Origin of the sequence: Microtetraspora fusca, from assembly GCF_001570365.1 — a bacterium.
Lineage (GTDB): Bacteria > Actinomycetota > Actinomycetes > Streptosporangiales > Streptosporangiaceae > Microtetraspora > Microtetraspora fusca.
The window spans coordinates 19,333-38,711 of sequence record NZ_BBYK01000079.1 but is presented as its reverse complement, the minus strand read 5'-3'; the positions used below and the strand labels follow the sequence as shown (position 1 = coordinate 38,711).

Here is a 19,379-nt window from a genome sequence, read left to right as displayed (position 1 = left end):
GGATCACGCGGTCCGCTTCTGCTTGGTGACCGAGCTGTCGGCCTTGGTCTTGTCCGCGGCCTTCTGCATGTTGGCGCAGAACTGGTCGGCGGTGATGCGGCCGAACATGAGCGCGTTGGTCTGCTTGCGCAGCTCGGTCTCCAGCTCCTTGTACCACTGCTCGAAGCTGGACCAGGTCACCACGTTGGCGCCGGCGGCCGACTGGGCGGCCACCACGCTCTCGGTGCCGGGCGACAGCGTGAGGCCCTCGGTGGCGCCGACCACGACGGTGAGGCTCTTGGTCTTCTCGGTGAAGGCCTTGGCCGCCTCCTTTGAGAGCATGACGCGCATGTACTCCAGGCCGCCGTTGACGTTCTTGCCCTTGGCCGGGAGGACGTACGGCTCGCCGGCGATGGCCCGGATCGCCTCGTACGGCATGGCGTCGGACGCGCTGACCGACGGGGTGGGCGCCATGGCGTACTCGAAGCCGGCCGGGGTGTCCTTGGCCTGCTCGGGCTCCAGCCAGGAGCCGGAGGGGTAGAGCGCGACCTTGCCCTGGTTCTGCTGGGTCTGCACCTCGGTGTGGATCAGGCCCTCGTAGGACTTGTCCATGTACTTGCCGATCTCGGCCCAGGCCGCCGCCGCCTGCTTGACGGCGTCGTTGGTCCAGGCGCCGTCGGCGAGATTGTCGATGTCGATCAGGACCTGGTTGCCGCCGATCTTCGCCGCGCTGATCAGGATCATCCAGTACTGGTAGTACGAGGCGTTCTTGCCGGCGTAAGCGTACGGGGCGATGCCCTTGGCCTTGATCTTGTCGGCGAGGGTCTTGAACTCGTCGAACGTCTTCGGAGGGGTCCAGCCCTCCTTCTCGAAGAGCTTGGCGTCGTACCAGAGGCCGTACGCGGTGTAGACGTAGTTGAGGAGGTACGGCTTGGCGGGGTCGCCGACCAGGCCGGACTCGATCGTGCCGGGGACGAGGGTGTCCTTGACCTTCTTGCTCGGGTCGTCGATCGACGGCGCCTCGTAGAGCGGGGTCAGGTCGAGGAGCTGCCCCGCCGCGACGAGGGAGCCGGTGTCCAGGTTGTCGGTGCCGGAGTTGTTCACCACGTCGGGCACGTCGCCGCCGGCGAAGCGCGGCGTGAGGGTCTGCGCGATCGTCTGGATGCCCTGGTGAGTGATCTTCGCCTTCGGGAACTCCTTGGCGTACAGCGGCTCGTGCGACTTGGTCGCGTACTCGTCGCCGTAGGCGCCCTTGAAGATGACCACTTCGAGGGGAGCGTCCGCCTTGACGCCGAACGGGTTGGACGCCGACGTCGCCGCGCCGCCGGCGGCGGAGGCGGTCGGCTCGGCGGTGCTCCCGCCGCCGGAGGTGGCGCAGGCGCTGAGCAGGCCGGCCGCGGGGCCGGCGACGAGAGCGGTGAGGCCGAGACGGTGCATCATCTGGCGCCGGGTGATCTCGCGAGGCGTGTTGGTCATCCAACTCTCCTGGGGGGACAGTTAGGAAAGTTTCCTAAACGTTGCTGGAACGTACGGCGAGCCGAGAATCGCGTCAAGAGTCCACGGTCGGTCTAGACCAATCTGTGATCCGACCGGGATCACCTTCAGCCGTCATTCGGAGGTTATATCGACGTTTGAGCAGCTAAAAGGCCTTACCAAAAGTAGGATCATCCGATCAGGTCTGGTATAGACCAGCGTCACGATCGACCGCGCCCACGGGGAGAGGCAGTAAGTTGTCCGGCATGTGGGATCTTCGCCGGGAATTGTGCGAGTACGGCCATAAAGCGGCCAAGCTGGGCCTGGTCATCGGGACCTCGGGCAACCTGAGCGTCCGCAAGGGCGACCTCGTGGCGGTCACCCCCTCCGGGGTGGCGCTCGACCGGCTCAACCCGGAGGACTGCCCGATCCTCGACATGGAGGGCCACCCCGTCGAGGGCGACACGCGGCCGTCGTCGGAGACGCCGATGCACCTGGCCATCTACGCCTCCACTGACGCGCGGGCCCTCGTGCACACCCACTCGGTCTTCGCGACGGTGGTCGCGACCACCGCGACCGAGCTGCCGCCGATCCACTACAACGCGCTGCTGCTCGGGGGCGCGGTCCGTGTCGCCCCGTACGCCACGTACGGCACGCCCGAGCTGGCCGAGCACGTGCGCGCCGCGCTGGCCGGCAAGCAGGCCGCGCTGCTCGCCAACCACGGCGGGGTCACCATCGGACCGACCCTGGAGAAGGCGTTCGAGGCGACCCGCCTGCTCGAATGGCTGTGCGAGGTCTACGTGCGGGCGCTCGGCGTCGGCACCCCCACCGTCCTCACCGACGAGCAACTCGCCGCGGTGGTCGAGCGGGCGTTCAGCCCGGGATGACCGTACGGCGGGCCAGGCCGAGCGGAAGCCCGCCGCTCCCGGCGATCTCGTCGTGGAACTTGCGCAGGTCGCCGGCGTAGTCGTCCCGGATCCGCCGGATCTCCAGCGCGCCGGTGAGGTAGGACGGCGCCTGGGTCGGCCACGCGCAGTAGCGGTTAACCTCGCCCTTGGCCGTGCCCGGCGACAGTGACGCCTTGGTCGCCATGAACGTCTCGGCCTCCTCGATCGTCATGTCGCCGCAGTGCAGGGCTGTGTCCACGACCATCCGGGCGGCCCGGAAGATCCGGCAGTCCAGGTGGGCCAGCTCGGTCGCCGGGGTGTCGAAGTACCCCTGCTCGTGCAGCACGCCCTCGACGTACAGCGCCCAGCCCTCGGTGAAGTACGGCGTGCGGAAGATCTTGCGCACCTTCCTCGGGTTGGCCGCCATCCACCCCAGGTGCCAGTGGTGCCCCGGGTACGCCTCGTGGACGGCGATCGACGGCATCTGCGCCCGGCAGTTGGTGCGCAGGCGCTGCCGTACCTGCTCGGGGGTGAAGTCCTCCGGCGTGAACGGGACGAAGAACACGCCCGACCTCGACGCGCTGAGCGGCGGCGGCGCCAGGTAGCTGGCCACGGCCAGGATGGGCCGCTGGAACTCCGGCGACGGCAGCACCTGGCACTCCTCCCCCTCCGGGAAGGTCACCAGGCCGCGCTCGCGGACGAAGTCGCGGGCGCGCAGCGTCTCGGCCTCGTACTCGGCGCGCATGTCCTCCAGCGTCTCGGGGTGGTCGTCCATGAGCGACTCCATCGCCGCCCGCCAGTCCTCGCCCCACTCGCCGGAGCCCACGCGCGGCGCGACCTCGCGCATCCGGGCGTCGATCTCGTCCCACGCGCGGCGGCCCTTCTCGTGCAGCTCGGCCGCGCCGTACCCGAGCATCTCCCGCTCGCGCAGCAGCGTGGAGTAGAGCTCCTCGCCCATGCGCCAGGTGCCGCCCGCGGTGAAGCCCTCAAGGAAGGAGACGAAGTCGTCGAACGCCGCCGCGGCCGGCTCGGCCGCCGCCGCCAGCCGGGCCCGCAGCACCGGGTCCGCCACCAGGCCGGGGACGGTCTCGGTGAGGAAGCGCCGCGCCGTACGTGCCTGGCCCAGGCCGCGGGCGACGAGCAGGTCGGCCGCGAGGTCGGGGGCGAGGTTCGCGCGGCAGGCGGCGAGCACCGCGGGCACCTCGGCGAGCCGGGCGAGGGCGCTCTCGACCAGCTCGGCCTCCGGCTTCAGCCGCTGCTGGAACGGTGTGAACAGGGCGCCGAAGATCGCGTTCACGTAGGGCGCGGGATCGCGCCGCCACTCCGGCCAGCGGGCGCTCGCCACCGCCCCGCGCAGCTGGGAGAGGACCAGCTCGCGGTCGATCTCATCCCCCGCGGTCTCGCCGGGGACGCGTTCGGCGGAGAGCCGTTCCAGCCAGCGCTCGGCGCCGCGTTCCCTCGCGATGAAGGCGGCCTCGGTGAAGTCACCGAGCGTGTGGTCATATCCCTCGGCTCCGAGCAGCGCGGCCCGGACCGGGTTCTCCTCGAAGTACCAACCGATGAACTCGTCCAGCAGTGTCATGCTCAAGGACTCTATCCGCGACACTGGATCACGAATCCCCCTCAACGAGGAGCGAACGGTGCCCCTGCAGATGATCGGCACCCCCGGCGACCCCGACCTGATCCGGCTGCCGTGGGACATCCCTCTGGAGAAGTGGCCCGAGCACCATTTCGTGGCCCTGCCGCGCGGCATCTCCCGGCATGTCGTCAGGTTCGCCCGGGCGTCCGGGCGGGTCTACGCCATCAAGGAGATCAGCGAGCGGTACGCCAGGCGGGAGTACAAGCTGCTGTGGGACCTGGCCCGGCTGGACGCCCCGTCCGTCGAACCGGTCGCGGTCGTCACCGGGCGCACCGCCGCGGACGGCACGGAGCTGGACTCCGCGCTGATCACCCGGCACCTGCAGTTCTCCCTCCCCTACCGGGCCGTGCTGTCGGGCTCGGTCCGGCCCGACACGCTGACCCGCCTGCTGGACGCCCTGGTGGTCCTGCTCGTACGGCTCCACCTGACCGGCTTCTACTGGGGGGACTGTTCACTGTCCAACACCCTGTTCCGGCGGGACGCCGGGGAGTTCGCGGCGTACCTGGTGGACGCCGAGACCGGCGAGCTGCATCCGATGATCAGCGAGGGGCAGCGGACCCACGACATCGACGTCGCGCACGTCAACATCTACGGCGAGCTGCTCGATCTGGAGGCCGGCGAGCTGCTGCACCCGTCGATCGACCCGCTCGCGTTCGCCGACCAGCTCGTCGAGCGGTACGAGCGGCTGTGGAACGAGCTGAACTCCGACGAGATCATCGAGGACGTCGACTGGCACCGGGTGGACCAGCGGATCAGGCGGTTGAACTCGCTCGGCTTCTGCGTCGCCGAGATGATGGTGCGCAGGAAGGCGGGGACCGGACGGCTGATCGTCCGCCCCAAGGTCGTGGACGCCGGGCACCACCAGCGCCGCCTGCTCAGGCTGACCGGCCTGGACGCGGAGGAGAACCAGGCCAGGCGGCTGCTGAACGACCTCGACGCGTTCCGTGTGTCGCGCGGCCTGCGCCACGAGGACGAGGCGATCGTCGCGCACCACTGGCTGGCCGAGGTCTTCCAGCCGGTGGTGAACGGGATCCCGGCCGAGCTGCGGCGCAAGCTGGAACCGGCCCAGCTCTTCCACGAGGTGCTCGACCACCGCTGGTTCATGTCCGAGGCGGCCGGGGCGGACGTGGGCCTCGAGGCCGCGCTCCGGTCGTACGTCGAGAACGTCCTGGTGTTCAAACCGGACGAGAACGCGGTGATCATCGACTCCGGCGCCGACCCGCTGTCCCCCTGAACTCGGAGGTCAGCCCTCCCGGAGATGCCGGGCGGCTCCGGCGATGTCGTCCTCGTTGAAGACGCGGATGCCGTTCTGTTCGAGGAGCGCGGTGGTCACGCCCTGGCCCGGGGTCGTGCGCCCGGCGAACGTGCCGTCGTAGACGCGCAGCGAGCCGCACGAGGGGCTGCCCTCCTTGAGGATCGCCACCCGGGCGCCGACCGCCCGCGCCGCGTCGAGCGCCCGCCGGGCCCCCTCGACGAACGCCTCGGTCACGTCGTCGCCGTCCGGCGTCAGGATGCGCGCGGTCCCGGCCAGCACGGCGGCGCCGCCCGCGCCGCCCTCGATCTCCGCCGGCGGCCGGGGGACGGAAAGTCCGCCCGCGACTTCCGGGCAGAACGGGACAAGCCGCCCCTCGGCGTTCCAGGCCGCGAGCAGCTCGTCCTCGCTCGTCTTGGCGCCGCCGTCGTAGCGCACCTTGCGGCCGAGGAGACAGGCGCTGACCAGGACTCGTTCCATGACGCCTATTCTCTCCCACCCTTAACCCAAAATACGCCGCGCGATCTTCATATATGCCCGTAAATACAACTCTTCTATACGGTTGGAGATTTCTCCTCCTTGAGGGACTAATCCTTATATCTCATCTCTTATCGCGATCGATCGTGCGGGCTGTGCGGGCACCGGCATCTCTAGTGTTGGCCGGGCTGTATGGACGACACGGCGAGGGAGCTGCGCGTGATCGGGATAGAGGAGTGCCTTTCCGAGGCCATGACGATCCCCGGCGCACTTGACGCGATCCTCGTGGATCACACCAGCGGAATGGCGGTCGCCGCCGAGGGCGTGCCCTATCCGGAGGGGTCGGCCGCGGGACTGAGCGAGGCGTTCCGCGCCACGCTCGACGGCCTCGCCCTCTCGACGCCCGACGGAACGATACGCATCGAGGACGTGATCATCACCACCGACCGGGCCTACCACCTGATCAAACCCATGGAGACGATGTTCGACGGCCCGCTGCTCATCTGCCTCCGGCTCGACCCCGACCGGGCGAACCTCGCCCTCGCCCTGCGCCGGTTGCAGGCCATCTCCCACCGGCTGATCGCCTCGTGACCCATGGCCACCGCGACCCTCGACTCCATGCTCGCCGGACTGGCCCAGGACAGGGCCACCGGCTCCCTCAAGATCGGCCGCGCCGGCACGATCTTCCTCACCCGAGGCCGGGTGTCGTACGCCGAGTGCACGGGGACGCCCGGCGTGGAGGAGCTGCTGACCGCCTCCGGGCGGATCAGCGTCGGCGCGGTCAGGAAGGCGCGCCAGACCGCCACCGGGGAGAGCGGCCCGCAGAGCGGCGGCGACCTGCTGGTCGACGCCGGCGTCCTCACCAGGGGCGAGCTGGAGTTCTGCGTCCTGGGCGCCACCCTCGACGCCTCGTACTTCCTGCTCGGACCGGCGCTCGCCGCAGCGGCCGACGCGGGCGGAGCCCGTCCCGCGCCCAAGCCCCGGTTCAGGGACGGGGAGCGGCACTGGCTCGGGACGCACTGGTTCTTCGACGTGCCCGGTCTCTTCCAGGAGTGCCGGCGGAGGAAGGCCCAATTGGACCGAGCATGGCCGTCGAGCGAGCTCGACACACGACCGGTGATCCCCGTCCGGCGCATCCCCGGCCGGCACGTGGTGCTGACCGCGCTGCAGTGGGAGGTACTGCTCGGAGCGGACACCACCGCCACACCCGCCGAACTGGCCCACCGCCTCGGCCGTCCCGCCTACTCGACCCTGCTCGCCGTACGTGAGCTGGGCGCGGCGGGGCTGCTCGCGACCGGGGCCGACCACGCCGACCAGGCCACGCCCGCCCGGCCGGCACTGCCGAAACGCGCCGAGCGGAGCGGGCCGCGGGCCGAGCTGCGCCCCGGACCGGGGGCGGACCCGGCACAGCCGTACCTGCCACAGGTCAGCGCCGACCCGACCGACGTGAAGCTGCTCATCAGGCTGCGTGACGCACTGGAGGCGCTGCAGTGATCACCTGGCTCAAGCGGGCCGGAAGGGGCATTTCGATGGATCTACGCGGCGAAATACACGAGGAGATGCTCCTCCTCAGGGAACGCGCGCCCGAGATCACCGGCACGCTCACCTGCACGGTGGACGGGATGCTCATCGCGACCGACATCTCCGGCCACACCGAGCAGACGGCGGCGCTCTCCTCGGCGCTCATCTCGATGGCCCGCAGGATGACCGACCTCGTCCAGGTCGGCGCCCTCGAGGAGACCTTGATCTCCGGCACGCGCGGGCACGCCGCGTGCTACGCCGCGGGTCCCAAGCTCGTCCTCGCCGTTCTCGCCGGGCCGGGGGCCAACCTCGGCCTGCTCCGGATCGAGGGCCGCAAGACGGCGGCCAGGCTCGCCGCCATCGTCGAACGCGAATAGCCGAACCAACAGGAGGAACGAACATGACGAACATCGACATCTCGCTCAAGGAGATGATGGGCATCGACGGCGCCCTCGGCGCCTGCGTCGTCGACTACGGCAGCGGCATGGCCCTCGGCACCCTCGGCGGCTCCAAGGACCTCGACCTCCCGGTCGCGGCCGCGGGCAACACCGAGGTCGTCAAGGCCAAACTCCGTACGATGGAGTCGCTCCAGCTCAAGGACGCCATCGAGGACATCCTCATCACGCTCGGCTCGCAGTACCACATCATCCGCCCGGTCACCGGGCGCAGCGGCAAGGGGCTGTTCCTCTACCTGGCCCTCGATCGCAACAGGTCCAATCTGGCCATGGCCCGCCACCAGCTCAGGTCCATCGAAGAGCGCCTGGAGGTCTGACCGCTCCCCCGGGAGGCCGCCGGCGCGGGCGGCCTCCCGGGCGAGCACCGTCAATCATTACGGCGCCGAACCATCACGCTCGGGGCGCGGCGGTGTCTGGACTGAGGAGCGAGTGGGGAGCGAGGGACGTGAGGGGCGCGGCGGTGAAGTAACCGACGAGCGAGCGGGCGAGGGACGAGCCCCGAGCGAGGAGGGCACGAGCCGACTTCGGGCGCCCCGAGCCCGCCGAGCGAAGCGAGGCAAATCAACACGGTACCGTTGTAATAGTGCAACTAATGAATCGCCGCCGACGGGTCCTGGTGCTGCTCATCTGCTGCATCAGCCTGCTGATCGTGTCCCTCGACAACACGATCGTGAACGTGGCGCTCCCCTCGCTCGGACGCGACCTGCACGCGCCCGTCTCCGGGCTGCAGTGGACGATCGACGCCTACACGCTGACGCTCGCGAGCCTGCTCATGCTGTCCGGCTCCACCGGCGACCGGATCGGGCGACGGCGGGTCTTCCAGATCGGTCTGCTCGTCTTCACGTCCGCGTCGCTGTTGTGCAGCATGGCCCCGACCCTGGAATGGCTGGTCACGTTCCGCGCGCTCCAGGCGATCGGCGGGTCGATGCTCAACCCCGTGGCCATGTCGATCATCACGAACACCTTCACCGACCCGCGCGAACGCGCCCAGGCGATCGGCGTGTGGGGCGGCGTCGTGGGCATCAGCATGGCCCTCGGCCCCGTCGTCGGCGGCGTCCTCACCGACAGCGTCGGCTGGCGGTCCATCTTCTGGATCAACGTGCCGATCGGGCTGGCCGCCGTCCTGCTCACCTGGCGCTTCGTCCCCGAGTCCAAGTCCGAGAAGCCGCGGAGGATCGACCCCATCGGCCAGGCGCTCGTCATCCTCCTGCTGGCCACCCTGACGTACGGGATCATCGAGGGGCCCGGCCTGGGCTGGACGTCCGGCCTCACCATCGGGTGCTTCGCCGTCGCCCTCTTCTCCCTCGTCGCGCTGATCTGGTACGAGCCGCGCCGCGACGAGCCGCTCATCGACGTACGCTTCTTCCGCAGCGCCCCGTTCTCGGGAGCGGCGGCCATCGCGGTGGCCGGCTTCGCCGCGCTCGGCACCTTCCTCTTCGTCAACACGCTCTACCTGCAGGACATCCGCGGCCTGTCCGCCCTGCACGCCGGGCTCTGCATGCTGCCCGCCGCGCTCGCGACGCTGATCTTCGGACCGCTCTCCGGGCGGCTGGTCGGCGCCCGTGGCCCCCGCATGTCACTCGTCACGGGAGGCGCCTGCATGGCCGTCGCCGGGGTCCTGCTCGCCCAGATCACCCCCACCACGCCCATCCCGGTCCTGCTGGCGATCTACCTGGTCTTCGGGCTCGGCTTCGCGGTGGTCAACCCGCCGATCACCAACACCGCCGTCTCCGGAATGCCGCTTTCCCAGGCCGGCGTCGCCGCCGCCGTCGCCTCCACCAGCCGCCAGGTCGGCCAGTCGCTCGGGGTCGCCATCGCCGGATCGGTGGTCGCCTCGGCCACCGACGTCTCGGCATTCACCCGGGCCAGCCACGCCACCTGGTGGATCGTCGCCGCGTACGGGCTGCTCGTCCTGGTCCTCGCCCTCGTCAGCACCAGCGGGTGGGCCATGGCCACCGCCGAACGGACCGCCGCGCGTCTGACTCCGTACGAACCGGCGAGGTCCCGATGAACGCCCTTCCCGACCGCGGCACCGAGAGACCCGCGTCCGAGGGCGAGGAAATCGCGATCCGCGTCTGGCGCGGCATGCGCGGCCTGGTCGTCGACCGGCACGAACGGCGCAAAGAAGTGTGCGAGGCCCTCGGCATGAGCTTCATCCGCGTCAAGGCCCTCCGCCTCGTCGCGGCGGGACCACTGACACTGCGCCGGCTCGCCGAACGGCTCACCACCGACCCTCCGTACACCACGGTCGTGGTCGCCGACCTGGAACGCCGAGGACTGGTCGAGCGCTCTCCCCATCCCGACGACCGGCGGGCCAAGATCGTCTCGATCACCCCCGAGGGCGTACGGGCCGCCGAACTCGCCGAGCGCATCCTCGGCACACCGCCCGCCGCACTGCTCACCCTGGACCCGGCAGATCTCAACGCCCTCGACCGCGTCATCACCCACCTCCTCACCCACGGCGGGGTGTGAGGAAGCGGTCCTCGCCGTCGATAAGTGGCGCTGCGCTGCGGCGGGACCATGTTCGCGCCGCTGGTTACGGCGCTGCGCTGCGGCGGGTGGCTGTTCCGGCGCGCCGTGATAGTTGCGCTCCGGTGATGCCGCTTTCGCGGCCATCGCGGGCGCGGTGGTACAGGGCACGGTCCTACGCGCGCCTCCACAACCACCCGCACTCCGCTCCGCTTTCCCTCCGCACCGGCCTCCGTCCACAACGTTCGCCGGTATGAAGCACGGGGAGGCTCAGGTGCGCCGGGACGCGATCCCGTCGAGCAGGGCGGCGAGGCCGAAGTCGAACTCGGCGTCGGGACCTGCCGCCGCGACCGCGTCGAGCAGCCCGGAAAGGGGCCCGGGAGCAGGGTCGAGCTCGGCGGATTCGTCGGCGGCCTGCTCCTCGAGCACGACGCCGACGGTGTACCGGCTGATCGCGATCAGAGCGTAGACCGCGTCGCGGGCGTCGAATCCTTCGGAGACGAGGAAGGCGACCTGGCGCTCGGCGGTATCGCGTCCCGCTCCCCGGGGGCGCGTGCCGGCGTGTATGCGCGCGCCGTCGCGGACGGCGGACAGCGCCGCGCGGAAGCTGCGGGCATTGCGGTCGAGGAAGGAGCGCCAGGTGTCGCCGGGCTCCGGGAGCGAAGCGGTGTGGCCACGGACGAGCAGTTCGTCGGCGAGGGCTTCGAGGAGCGCGGTCTTGCCGGGGAAGTGCCAGTAGAGCGCGGGCTGCTGGACCTGGAGGCGGTCGGCGAGGCGGCGGGTGGTGAAGGCGTCGAGACCGGACTCATCGATCAGGTCGAGGGCGGTGGAGACGATCGTCGCGCGGTCGAGGCGGGGTTTGCGAGCGGCCATGTTGACAGCTTATCGCCGATAAATTTATCGTCGATAAAGTGACTCTCTCCCGATCTTCCCCGACCCTCGCGGTCGTGATGACGACCGCGACGCTGGACGCGCTCGGACTCGGGCTCGTCATGCCCGTGCTCCCCACCCTGTTGTCCGGGTTGGTGGCGCCACGCAGTGTCCCTCTCCAGGTCGGGGTCCTGACGGCCCTCTACGCGGTGATGCAGTTCCTGTTCGCCCCGGTGCTCGGCGCGATCTCCGACCGGTTCGGCCGTCGGCCGGTGCTGCTCGTCTCGCTCGCGGGAGCGACGGCCGACTACCTCGTGCTCGCGCTCAGCCCCGTCCTCGGCGTGCTCTATCTGGGCCGGGCCGTCGCCGGGATCACCGGAGCGACGACGGCGGTGGCGGGCTCGGCCATCGCGGATGTCTCCGGCGAGGACGAGCGCGCCCGCCGGTTCGGCATGCTCGGCGCGTGCTACGGAATCGGGATGGTCGCCGGGCCGATACTGGGCGGCGTGCTCGGCGGGCTCTCGCCGCACGCTCCCTTCCTCGCCGCGGCCGGGCTGAACGGCCTGAACCTGCTCGTCGGCGCGCTGCTCCTGCGCGAGACGCGCGTGCCGCTACCCCGGGCCGAGCGGGAGCCCTTCCGTTTGGCCGCGCTGAACCCGGTCGGGTCGCTCGGCTGGGTCCGCATGGTCCCCGGACTCCTCGCGCTGCTCGCGGTGTTCGGACTCGTGCAGTTGATCGGCCAGATCCCCGGCTCCATGTGGGTGCTGTTCACCGAGCATCGCTTCGGCTGGGATCCGCTCACGGTGGGGCTCTCGCTCGCGGCGTTCGGCACTGTGCACGCTCTCACCCAGGCCCTGGTCACCGGTCCGCTCGTCGCCCGGCTCGGGGAACGGCGCGCCCTCGCGCTCGGGATGTGCGCGGACGCCGTCGGGTTCCTCGCCCTGTCGATCGCGGCGAGCGGTTGGCTCGTTCTGCCCATCCTGCTGCCGCTCGCTCTCGGCGGGGTCGCGGCCCCCGCCCTCCAGGCGCTGCTCTCGACGGCGGTGGGCGACGACCGTCAGGGCCGGCTGCAAGGCGTGCTCGCGAGCCTGAACAGCGTCAGCGGGATCGTCGGCCCCCTCGCCTTCACCGCGCTCTACTCCGCGACGATCCATGTCGGGGACGGATGGGTGTGGGTCTGCGGCGCGGCGCTGTACGTGCTGTGCGTTCCGGCCCTCCGGCGGTCGAGACGGCTGCCCGTGAAAGCGCCGGCCCGACTCACTCGGGAGACCGAGCCGTCCATCGACTGATCTCCAGCGCTAACAGGTCACGCTGAGGTGATCAGCGTCGTGCCCCGGGCCAAGCGTCGAGCGCCAGTTCGGCGGTTTCGGTCAGCTCGGCCGCCGTGGCCCCGTCGCGGGCGCGCTGCGACATGCCCTGGATGACTGCGGCGAAGTACGCGGCCAGCGAACGGGGGTTGGCCGAAGGTGGCAGCTCGCCCTCCTGTTGGGCCACCCGCAGGCGGGCTTCGAAGGTGGCCAGGTTCTCGTTTCGCAGGTTGCGCAGGAACGCCTCGATCTCGGCGTCTTGCGGGGCGACGTTGGTCGCCGCGCTGATCGTCAGGCAGCCGGCCGGGTGGGACGGGTCGGGATAGATGACCGCCGCCTCCCGCAGGATGCGCGCGAACGCACCGTGGGCCGTGGGCTCCTCCTCCAGGGCGACAGCCACGAACCCGCCGACCGGCGAGCGGCCGTAGCTGTGCACGACCTCCTGGAACAGCGACTTCTTGTCCTTGAAAGCCGCGTACAGGCTGCCGGGCCTGATGCCCATCGCCTCGGTCAGATCACCAATGGAGGTGCCCTCGTAGCCGCGCTCCCAGAACAGCCGGGTGGCCGCCATCAGCGCCGCGCCGCGGTCAAACGTCCGTGGCCGCCCTCGCCTGACATCCGTATCGCTCACGCCCCCATTTTAGAGCGACCACTCAAGAAGGATGGTATGTTCTTTCTTGAGTAATCGCTCAACAAATCGGAAGGTGGTAATCACCATGGGTGCACGGGGACTTGAGGGCAAGGTCGCGCTGGTCACCGGCGGCAGCCGGGGCATCGGCCGGGCCATCGCGGAACGTTTCAGCCGGGACGGCGCCACCGTCGCGGTCGCCTACGCTCGCGATGAGACGGCGGCGTACGAGGTCGTGGAGCGCATCCGGAAGAACGGCGGCCAGGCGTTCGCGCTGCGGGCGGAGCTGGGCCGGCACGGCGACGCGGCCTCCCTGTGGGCCGCCTTCGACGCTCAAATAGGCGAGCACGCGCCTGACGGGAGCGTCGACATCATCGTCAACAACGCCGGCATCGGCCGCAGCTCGGATCTGGCCTCGCTGACCGAGGAGCAGTTCGACGAGGTCTTCGCCGTGAACGTCCGCGCGCCGTTCTTCATCGTGCAGGAGGGACTGAAGCGGCTGCGCGACGGAGGGCGGATCATCAACATCTCCAGCGGCGCGGCCCGTCTCGCCATGCCGGAGATCATCGCCTACGGCGCCACCAAGGGCGCCCTGGACACCTTCACCCTGAACCTCGCCAAGGAGCTGGGGCCCCGAGGTATCACGGCGAACTCGGTGGCCCCCGGCGTCATCGACACGGACGTCAACGCGAGCTGGCTGCGCGGCAATCCGGAAGCCGAAGCCCACGCGGCCTCCTTGTCCGCGCTGGGCCGGGTCGGGCAGCCGGAAGACGTGGCCGACATCGTGGCCTTCCTCGCCTCGGACGACGCACGCTGGGTGACCGGGCGAGTGATCGACGCCACGGGCGGTTCCTGCCTGTGAGCCCTCTCCCTCGGGCGGAAACACCCTGCTATCCCGTCCGAAGGGGCCGCCGCGATCACGCCTTCGGACGGCGATCGACCATGCCCAGGTGCGGGGAAGTGCGGAACACGGGACGTGACGGCGGGAAGTGGGGGGCGGTGGGGAGCGGAGCGGAGTGCGGGTGGTTGTGGAGGCGCGCGTAGGACCGTGCCCTGTACCACCGCGCCCGCGATGGCCGCGAAAGCGGCATCACCAGAGCGCAACTATCACGGCGCGCCGGAACAGCCACCCGCCGCAGCGCAGCGCCCCTCATCGACGCGAGGACCGCTCCCCCACGCCGGGACTCGTGTTCAGGCGAGTGTGACGGTGACCGGGAGCTCCTTGATGCCGTTGACGAAGTTGGAGCGGACCCGGCGGATGTCGCCGGCGAGCTTGATGTCGGCGATGCGCGGCAGCAGCTCCTCGAACATGATCCGGATCTCCAGGCGGGCGAGGGCGTTGCCCAGGCAGAAGTGCGGGCTGCCCTTGCCGAAGGTGATGTGGTCGTTGTTCTGCCGGGTCACGTCGAAGGTGTAGGGGGAATCGAAGACCCGCTCGTCCCGGTTGCCGGAGGCGAACCACATGACGACCTTGTCGCCTTCGGCGATCTTCTGCCCGTGCATCTCGACGTCCTGGGTCGCCGTACGGCGGAAGTGGTAGACCGGGGAGGCCCAGCGCAGGAACTCCTCCACCGCGTTCGGCATGAGGGAGAGGTCCTGCCGGAGCTTCTCCGCCTGCTCGGGGTGGTCGATCAGGGCGCGCATGGTGTGGGAGATGGCGTGCCGGGTGGTCTCGTTGCCGGCGACCACGAGCAGCAGGAAGTAGTTGTCGAAGTCGGTCGGCGAGAGCGGCACGCCGTCGGCGGGGGTCTCGTTGACCAGCTTGCTGACGAGGTCGGTGCCGTCGCCGCCGCGGCGCTGCCTGGCCAGCTCGCGGCCGTACTCGAAGACCTCGATGGAGGCGGGGCTGCGGAAGGGCAGGTCGCGGTACTTCTCGCTCTCCTCGCTGTGCAGGAGGACGTCGGCGTAGTCGGGGTCGGTGTTGCCGATGATGCGGTTGCCCCAGTCGATGAGCTGCTGGGTGTCGTCGGCGGGCACGTCGAGCATCTTGGCCAGGACGTTGATCGGGAAGTCGGCGGCGACCTCCTTCACGAAGTCGAACGTGCCCTTGGCAAGCGCGGCGTCCAGGGTGCGGGCGGTGAGCCCGCGCAGGAAGACCTCGTAGCCGGCGACGGCCCTGGGGGTGAACTCGCGCTGCAGGATGCGGCGGAGCACGCTGTGCCGGGGGCCGTCGGTCTCCAGGATGGAGCGCCGGATGGTGGCCTGCCGGTCGTCGACCTCCTCCAGGTTGGTGAACTTCATGGAGGTGAAGGTGGCCGGGTCGCGGTCGACGCGGACGATGTCGGCGTGACGGGTGACCGACCAGAAGCCGCTGCCGTGGTCGCCCTCGTCCTGCCAGTGCACCGGGGCCTGTTCGCGGAGCACGTCGAACATGCGCCACGGGGTGTCGCCGTCGAGGAACTTGTCGTTGTCCGCCAGGTCGACGTCTTCCAGGCGCATTGATCCTCCAGAAGGGGTTTCAGGAACTACGGATGGCTAGAGGTGGTAGGCGTACTCGCGGAACTCCCAGTCGGTGATGAACTGGGAGAAGCGCTCGACCTCGTTCCGCTTGTAGGCGAGGTAGGCGGTGGTGAACTCTTTGCCGAGGACCTCGTTGAAGGCGGTGTCGGCGCTGAGGGCGTCCAGTGCGACGGGCAGCGACATCGGCAGCACGGGGGCCTTACTGGTGTCGTAGCCGTAGCCGGAGAGCGGGGCGGGCGGCTCCACGCGGTCGCGGATGCCGAGGTAGACGGCGGCGAGCAGGCCCGCGATGCCGAGGTAGGGGTTGGCGGAGGCGTCGCCGAGCCGGACCTCCAGGCGGGCGCCGGCGCCGCGCTCCGGCGGGACGCGCAGCATGGCGCTGCGGTTGTCGAGGCCCCAGTCGATCAGCCAGGGGGCGAGCGTGTCCGGCCCGAACCGCTTGTACGAGTTGATCGTGGGGTTGAGCAGGGCGGCGAGCGCGGGCGCGTGCGCGAGGATGCCGCCGATGGCGTGCCGGGCCCGGTCCGAGAGCCCGTACGCCCCGGAGGGGTCGTCGAAGATGTTGCGGCCGCTCTCGTCCGTGCAGGAGATGTGGACGTGGAAGCCGGAGCCGCCCTCGTCGTTGAACGGCTTGGCCATGAAGGTGGCCATCATGCCGTCGCGGCGGGCCAGCTCCTTGATGGCGGATTTGAAGCGGAAGGCCCGGTCGGCGGCGTCGACGGCCTCGGAGTGGTGGAGGTTGATCTCGAACTGGCCGCCGGAGAACTCGTGGTTGCCCATGGTGACGCCGAGTTCCATCCCGCGCAGCGTGCGCAGGGTGCGCAGCACGTGGGAGCCGCGGTCGCCCTTGGCGCCGACGACGTAGACGTTGCCGGGGGCGTCGTCGTAGCGCTTCCAGCCCGCGCCGTCGGGCTCCATCAGGAAGTACTCCAGCTCGGGGCCGACGACACCGGTCAGTCCGAGCTCGGCGAGCCGGGCGGCGGCGGCGCGGACGACCTCGCGCGGCGACTCCGGGAAGGGCTCTCCTGTGGCGGGGTTGACCGCGTCGCCGAGACAGTAGGCGACTCCGGGCTCCCAGGCGAGCGGGACGAGCGTGGACAGGTCGGGACGGATCGAGATGTCGGGGAGGCCCTCGTCGAGCCCGCCGGGCACGGGGACGACGTCGGCCTGCGGCGAGGTGTAGTAGACGGCGCGGCAGAAGGCGACGCCGCTCTCGCACACCTCGGGGAGCCGTTCGACGAGCACGTCCTTGCCGCGGTCGGTGCCGATGAGGTCGGGATAGCCGATACGGACGACGTCGACGCCCTGGTCCTGCAGGCGCTGAACGGCCCGTTCCGCGGACTCCGTGCTCACGTGGCCTCCTCGATAGTGACAGCACATGGGGGGTTCATTTGGACGCAAACAATACGCCGCAATTGGGGGGACAACAAGAGTCCGTTTTTGACGATATCCGGAGGCGGCTGATGACAATGCGCAGCTCAGGCCATATCGTATGGATCCAAATGAACTACTCCACCACCAAGGAGGCGCCGTGGCCAAGCTGCGCGGTTTCTACACGCCCAAGACGGTGACCGGCCGGTCCTCGCTGGTTCCGAGCCCGCCCTGGTACTACTCGGGCGACCTGCTGACCGTGGAATACCGGACCGACCCCGCCAAGGTTGCCGCGCTGCTCCCCGAGCCGCTCTCGCTCGCCGAGGAGGACCCGGGCGCGGTGGCGGTGATCTGGGCCGACTGGCAGTCGTGCTCCGGAGGCCGTGAGGAGCTGCTGGACCCGGTGCGGTCGCAGTACAAGGAGTGCTTCGTCGTGGTGCGCTGCTCCTACAAGGGGCGGACCTACTCGCGGTGCGTCTACATCTGGGTGGACAAGGACTTCGCCATCGCCCGGGGCGTCCACCAGGGCTACCCGAAGAAGCTGGGCTCCATCCATATGACCCGTCCGCACCCGTTCGGGCAGGCCGCGCCGCGGATCGGCGAGGGGGGCGTCTTCGGCGCCACGCTCGCCGCCGCCGACCGGCGGCTGGCCCAGGCCGTCGTACGGCTCCGCGAGCCCAGCGAGACCAACGGCTTCGTCAACGGCCACCCGATGGCGCACAACCGCTGGCTCCAGTCGATCGAGCCGGGGAAGGGACTGGCTCTGGACGAGCTGATCGTCACCGGCGCCGAGAGCTTCGAGGGCGGCCAGGCGTGGACCGGCGACGCGGAGATCGAGCTGTTCGACGCGCCGACCGAGGAGCTCGCCGACCTCACGGTGGACGAGATGATCGGCGGCTACTACCGCCAGGTCGGGGTCGTCTGGAACGGCGGCACGCTGCTGGAGTCGGGCGCGTCCGGCGCGGAGTAGGTCGAACCGTCAAGGAGGGCCGGGGTCACCCCGGCCCTCCTTTTCGCTGCCCGGACGGCTACTCCCCGGGAGCGCCGTGGCCGATCCGGGCGTACGTCTCGGGGTCGGCGGCCTTGATCCGCAGGCCGTAGCCGACGCCGATGATCCCGGCGAGCAGGACGAGGCCGGGGATCAGCCAGTTGAGGATCGAGTCCGGCGGGGTGCCTAGCAGGGCGTTGAAGTTGATGACGGCGAGCACGAGGATGGCCGCCAGGGCCGCACCGGCCAGCGCGGGGGCGAGGACGCGGCTGAAGCCGTTCTCGCCGCGCGAGTCGCGGCGGAAGAACCCGATCACCGACACCGAGGTGACCACGAGCAGCAGGATCACGCCGAGCGCGCCGAGGTTGGTGAACCAGTTGAAGAGCGTGTCGGTGGGGCTGCCGCCGAGGACGCCGAAGCCGACGACGACCACGAGCGCGATGACCGTCTGGGCGAGCGAGCCGACGTACGGGGAGCCGTGCCTGCGGTGGGAGTCGCCGAGCCGGGCGGGCAGGACGCCCTCGCGGCCGAGCGCGAAGAAGTACCGCGCCACCGCGTTGTGGAAGGACAGCAGGGCGGCGAACACGGCGGTGACCATGAAGACGTTGGCGAGCGTGGAGAACGCCGAGCCGATGGTCGCCTCGCCGAGGATGAAGACCAGGTCGGTGCCGTTCTTCGCGGACTCGTCGATGATCTTGTCGACGCCGGTGCCCATGGACATCGCCCACGCGGTGAAGGCGTAGAAGACGCCGATCAGGGCGACGGCGATGTAGGTGGCGCGGCTGACGGTGCGGCGCGGGTCGCGGCACTCCTCGCTGTAGATCGCGCCGGACTCGAAGCCCATGAACGAGGCCATCACCCAGCAGAACCCGGCGCCGACCGCACCGGTGGTGACGGCGCTCCAGGTGAACGGCTCCGCGCTCAGGCCCGAGGGGGCGTTCCCGATCTGGGCGATGTCGAAGACCAGGACGGTGAGCCCCTCGCAGACCAGCAGGACGGCGAGCACGCGGGCGTTCAGGTCGATCCTGCGGTAGCCGAGGAACGCGATCAGCGCGAGGGCGACCAGCGAGCACACCCACCAGGGCACGTCCACACCCAGGTGCGCGGAGACCAGCCCCGAGGCGGCCGCGCCGAACAGGCCGTACAGCCCGACCTGCATGGCGTTGTACGCGAGGAGGGCGACGAACGAGGCGCCGACGCCGGTCACCCGGCCGAGCCCCTGCGCGATGTAGGAGTAGAACGCGCCCGCGTTGGAGATGTGCCGGCTCATCGCGGCGTACCCGGCGGAGAAGACGGCGAGCACGGCCGCGAGGATGAGGTAGATGAGCGGGACCCCGGTCACCCCGGTGGTGCCGTAGCTCATCGGAAGGCCGCCGGCCGCGACGGTCAGCGGAGACGAGGCCGCCACGACGAAGAAGACGATGTCGGGTACGCCGATCCGACGTCGGGAGAGGGCGTGCGTGGCGGACTGTTCACCGGCTGAAAGCCGTCCGGTGGCGATTGCCTCATCGGCCATGGCAACCTTCCATATAAAAAGGGGTGGATGAGCGGGATGTTTCGTCAGCGATCCGCCCGCTCACCGGCCTGACCACTGGAATTCATG

19 protein-coding genes are annotated in these 19,379 nt (G+C 70.0%); 11 read left to right on the top strand and 8 right to left on the bottom strand.

Going from position 1 to position 19,379, the window contains the following annotated elements; all coding sequences use genetic code 11:
- Positions 1 to 3 precede the first annotated feature (3 nt).
- The gene (ngcE, locus tag AWQ68_RS36530; RefSeq protein ID WP_066950135.1) at positions 4 to 1,455 is read right to left on the bottom strand and encodes an N-acetylglucosamine/diacetylchitobiose ABC transporter substrate-binding protein; all 1,452 of its coding nucleotides are present in this window, start codon (positions 1,453 to 1,455) and stop codon (positions 4 to 6) included.
- A gap of 263 nt (positions 1,456 to 1,718) precedes the next feature.
- On the opposite strand from ngcE, the gene AWQ68_RS36525 reads away from it, so the two are divergent.
- On the top strand, positions 1,719 to 2,339 hold the full coding sequence (locus AWQ68_RS36525; protein WP_066950132.1) for a class II aldolase/adducin family protein: 621 nt from the start codon (positions 1,719 to 1,721) through the stop codon (positions 2,337 to 2,339).
- On the opposite strand, the gene AWQ68_RS36520 is transcribed toward AWQ68_RS36525, so the two are convergent.
- Entirely contained in the window at positions 2,326 to 3,921 is a 1,596-nt protein-coding gene (locus AWQ68_RS36520) for a DUF885 domain-containing protein (protein WP_066950129.1), read from the bottom strand. The genes AWQ68_RS36525 and AWQ68_RS36520 overlap by 14 nt on opposite strands.
- A gap of 58 nt (positions 3,922 to 3,979) precedes the next feature.
- Here AWQ68_RS36520 and AWQ68_RS36515 point away from each other — a divergent pair, with 58 nt between their 5' ends.
- On the top strand, positions 3,980 to 5,212 hold the full coding sequence (locus AWQ68_RS36515) for a DUF4032 domain-containing protein (RefSeq protein WP_174554186.1): 1,233 nt from the start codon (positions 3,980 to 3,982) through the stop codon (positions 5,210 to 5,212).
- Between the two features lie 9 nt (positions 5,213 to 5,221).
- Here the strand turns inward: AWQ68_RS36515 and AWQ68_RS36510 are convergent, their stop codons facing one another.
- Complete coding sequence (locus tag AWQ68_RS36510; RefSeq protein WP_066950127.1) at positions 5,222 to 5,710, bottom strand: 2-thiouracil desulfurase family protein; 489 nt, start codon at positions 5,708 to 5,710, stop codon at positions 5,222 to 5,224.
- A gap of 189 nt (positions 5,711 to 5,899) precedes the next feature.
- Here AWQ68_RS36510 and AWQ68_RS36505 point away from each other — a divergent pair, with 189 nt between their 5' ends.
- The 6 genes from AWQ68_RS36505 to AWQ68_RS36480 all read left to right on the top strand — a co-directional run bounded on the left by AWQ68_RS36505 (position 5,900) and on the right by AWQ68_RS36480 (position 10,155).
- On the top strand, positions 5,900 to 6,298 hold the full coding sequence (locus AWQ68_RS36505) for a roadblock/LC7 domain-containing protein (protein WP_245656456.1): 399 nt from the start codon (positions 5,900 to 5,902) through the stop codon (positions 6,296 to 6,298).
- A gap of 3 nt (positions 6,299 to 6,301) precedes the next feature.
- The gene (locus tag AWQ68_RS36500; protein WP_066950124.1) at positions 6,302 to 7,201 is read left to right on the top strand and encodes a hypothetical protein; all 900 of its coding nucleotides are present in this window, start codon (positions 6,302 to 6,304) and stop codon (positions 7,199 to 7,201) included.
- Between the two features lie 35 nt (positions 7,202 to 7,236).
- Positions 7,237 to 7,605: a roadblock/LC7 domain-containing protein gene (locus AWQ68_RS36495; RefSeq protein ID WP_066950202.1), complete on the top strand. Its 369-nt coding sequence runs from the start codon at positions 7,237 to 7,239 to the stop codon at positions 7,603 to 7,605.
- A gap of 23 nt (positions 7,606 to 7,628) precedes the next feature.
- Positions 7,629 to 8,000 carry a hypothetical protein gene (locus AWQ68_RS36490; RefSeq protein WP_066950122.1) on the top strand — a complete coding sequence of 124 codons (372 nt, stop codon included), beginning with the start codon at positions 7,629 to 7,631 and terminating at the stop codon, positions 7,998 to 8,000.
- A 275-nt stretch (positions 8,001 to 8,275) separates the two neighbouring features.
- A complete protein-coding gene (locus tag AWQ68_RS36485; protein ID WP_066950121.1) occupies positions 8,276 to 9,694 on the top strand; it encodes an MFS transporter in 1,419 nt (472 codons plus the stop codon).
- On the top strand, positions 9,691 to 10,155 hold the full coding sequence (locus AWQ68_RS36480) for a MarR family winged helix-turn-helix transcriptional regulator (protein WP_066950119.1): 465 nt from the start codon (positions 9,691 to 9,693) through the stop codon (positions 10,153 to 10,155). The genes AWQ68_RS36485 and AWQ68_RS36480 overlap by 4 nt, the downstream gene beginning before the upstream one ends.
- Positions 10,156 to 10,422: 267 nt before the next feature.
- On the opposite strand, the gene AWQ68_RS36475 is transcribed toward AWQ68_RS36480, so the two are convergent.
- Positions 10,423 to 11,025, bottom strand: coding sequence for a TetR/AcrR family transcriptional regulator C-terminal domain-containing protein (locus AWQ68_RS36475; RefSeq protein ID WP_066950116.1), 603 nt, complete (start codon positions 11,023 to 11,025; stop codon positions 10,423 to 10,425).
- Between the two features lie 74 nt (positions 11,026 to 11,099).
- Between AWQ68_RS36475 and tet the strand changes: the two genes are divergently transcribed.
- On the top strand, positions 11,100 to 12,311 hold the full coding sequence (gene tet, locus AWQ68_RS36470) for a Tet(A)/Tet(B)/Tet(C) family tetracycline efflux MFS transporter (protein ID WP_281217832.1): 1,212 nt from the start codon (positions 11,100 to 11,102) through the stop codon (positions 12,309 to 12,311).
- Between the two features lie 31 nt (positions 12,312 to 12,342).
- On the opposite strand, the gene AWQ68_RS36465 is transcribed toward tet, so the two are convergent.
- A complete protein-coding gene (locus AWQ68_RS36465; protein ID WP_066950110.1) occupies positions 12,343 to 12,960 on the bottom strand; it encodes a TetR/AcrR family transcriptional regulator in 618 nt (205 codons plus the stop codon).
- 85 nt (positions 12,961 to 13,045) lie between these two features.
- Here AWQ68_RS36465 and AWQ68_RS36460 point away from each other — a divergent pair, with 85 nt between their 5' ends.
- Positions 13,046 to 13,819, top strand: a complete 774-nt coding sequence (locus AWQ68_RS36460) for a glucose 1-dehydrogenase (RefSeq protein WP_066950107.1) — start codon at positions 13,046 to 13,048, stop codon at positions 13,817 to 13,819.
- A gap of 329 nt (positions 13,820 to 14,148) precedes the next feature.
- On the opposite strand, the gene AWQ68_RS36455 is transcribed toward AWQ68_RS36460, so the two are convergent.
- Positions 14,149 to 15,396, bottom strand: coding sequence for a cytochrome P450 (locus AWQ68_RS36455; RefSeq protein ID WP_066950103.1), 1,248 nt, complete (start codon positions 15,394 to 15,396; stop codon positions 14,149 to 14,151).
- A 36-nt stretch (positions 15,397 to 15,432) separates the two neighbouring features.
- Positions 15,433 to 16,770: a glutamine synthetase family protein gene (locus AWQ68_RS36450; RefSeq protein ID WP_218007197.1), complete on the bottom strand. Its 1,338-nt coding sequence runs from the start codon at positions 16,768 to 16,770 to the stop codon at positions 15,433 to 15,435.
- 178 nt (positions 16,771 to 16,948) lie between these two features.
- On the opposite strand from AWQ68_RS36450, the gene AWQ68_RS36445 reads away from it, so the two are divergent.
- A complete protein-coding gene (locus AWQ68_RS36445; protein WP_157546320.1) occupies positions 16,949 to 17,758 on the top strand; it encodes an acetoacetate decarboxylase family protein in 810 nt (269 codons plus the stop codon).
- Positions 17,759 to 17,816: 58 nt separating this feature from the next.
- On the opposite strand, the gene AWQ68_RS36440 is transcribed toward AWQ68_RS36445, so the two are convergent.
- The gene (locus tag AWQ68_RS36440; protein ID WP_084464805.1) at positions 17,817 to 19,292 is read right to left on the bottom strand and encodes an APC family permease; all 1,476 of its coding nucleotides are present in this window, start codon (positions 19,290 to 19,292) and stop codon (positions 17,817 to 17,819) included.
- Positions 19,293 to 19,379 lie beyond the last annotated feature (87 nt).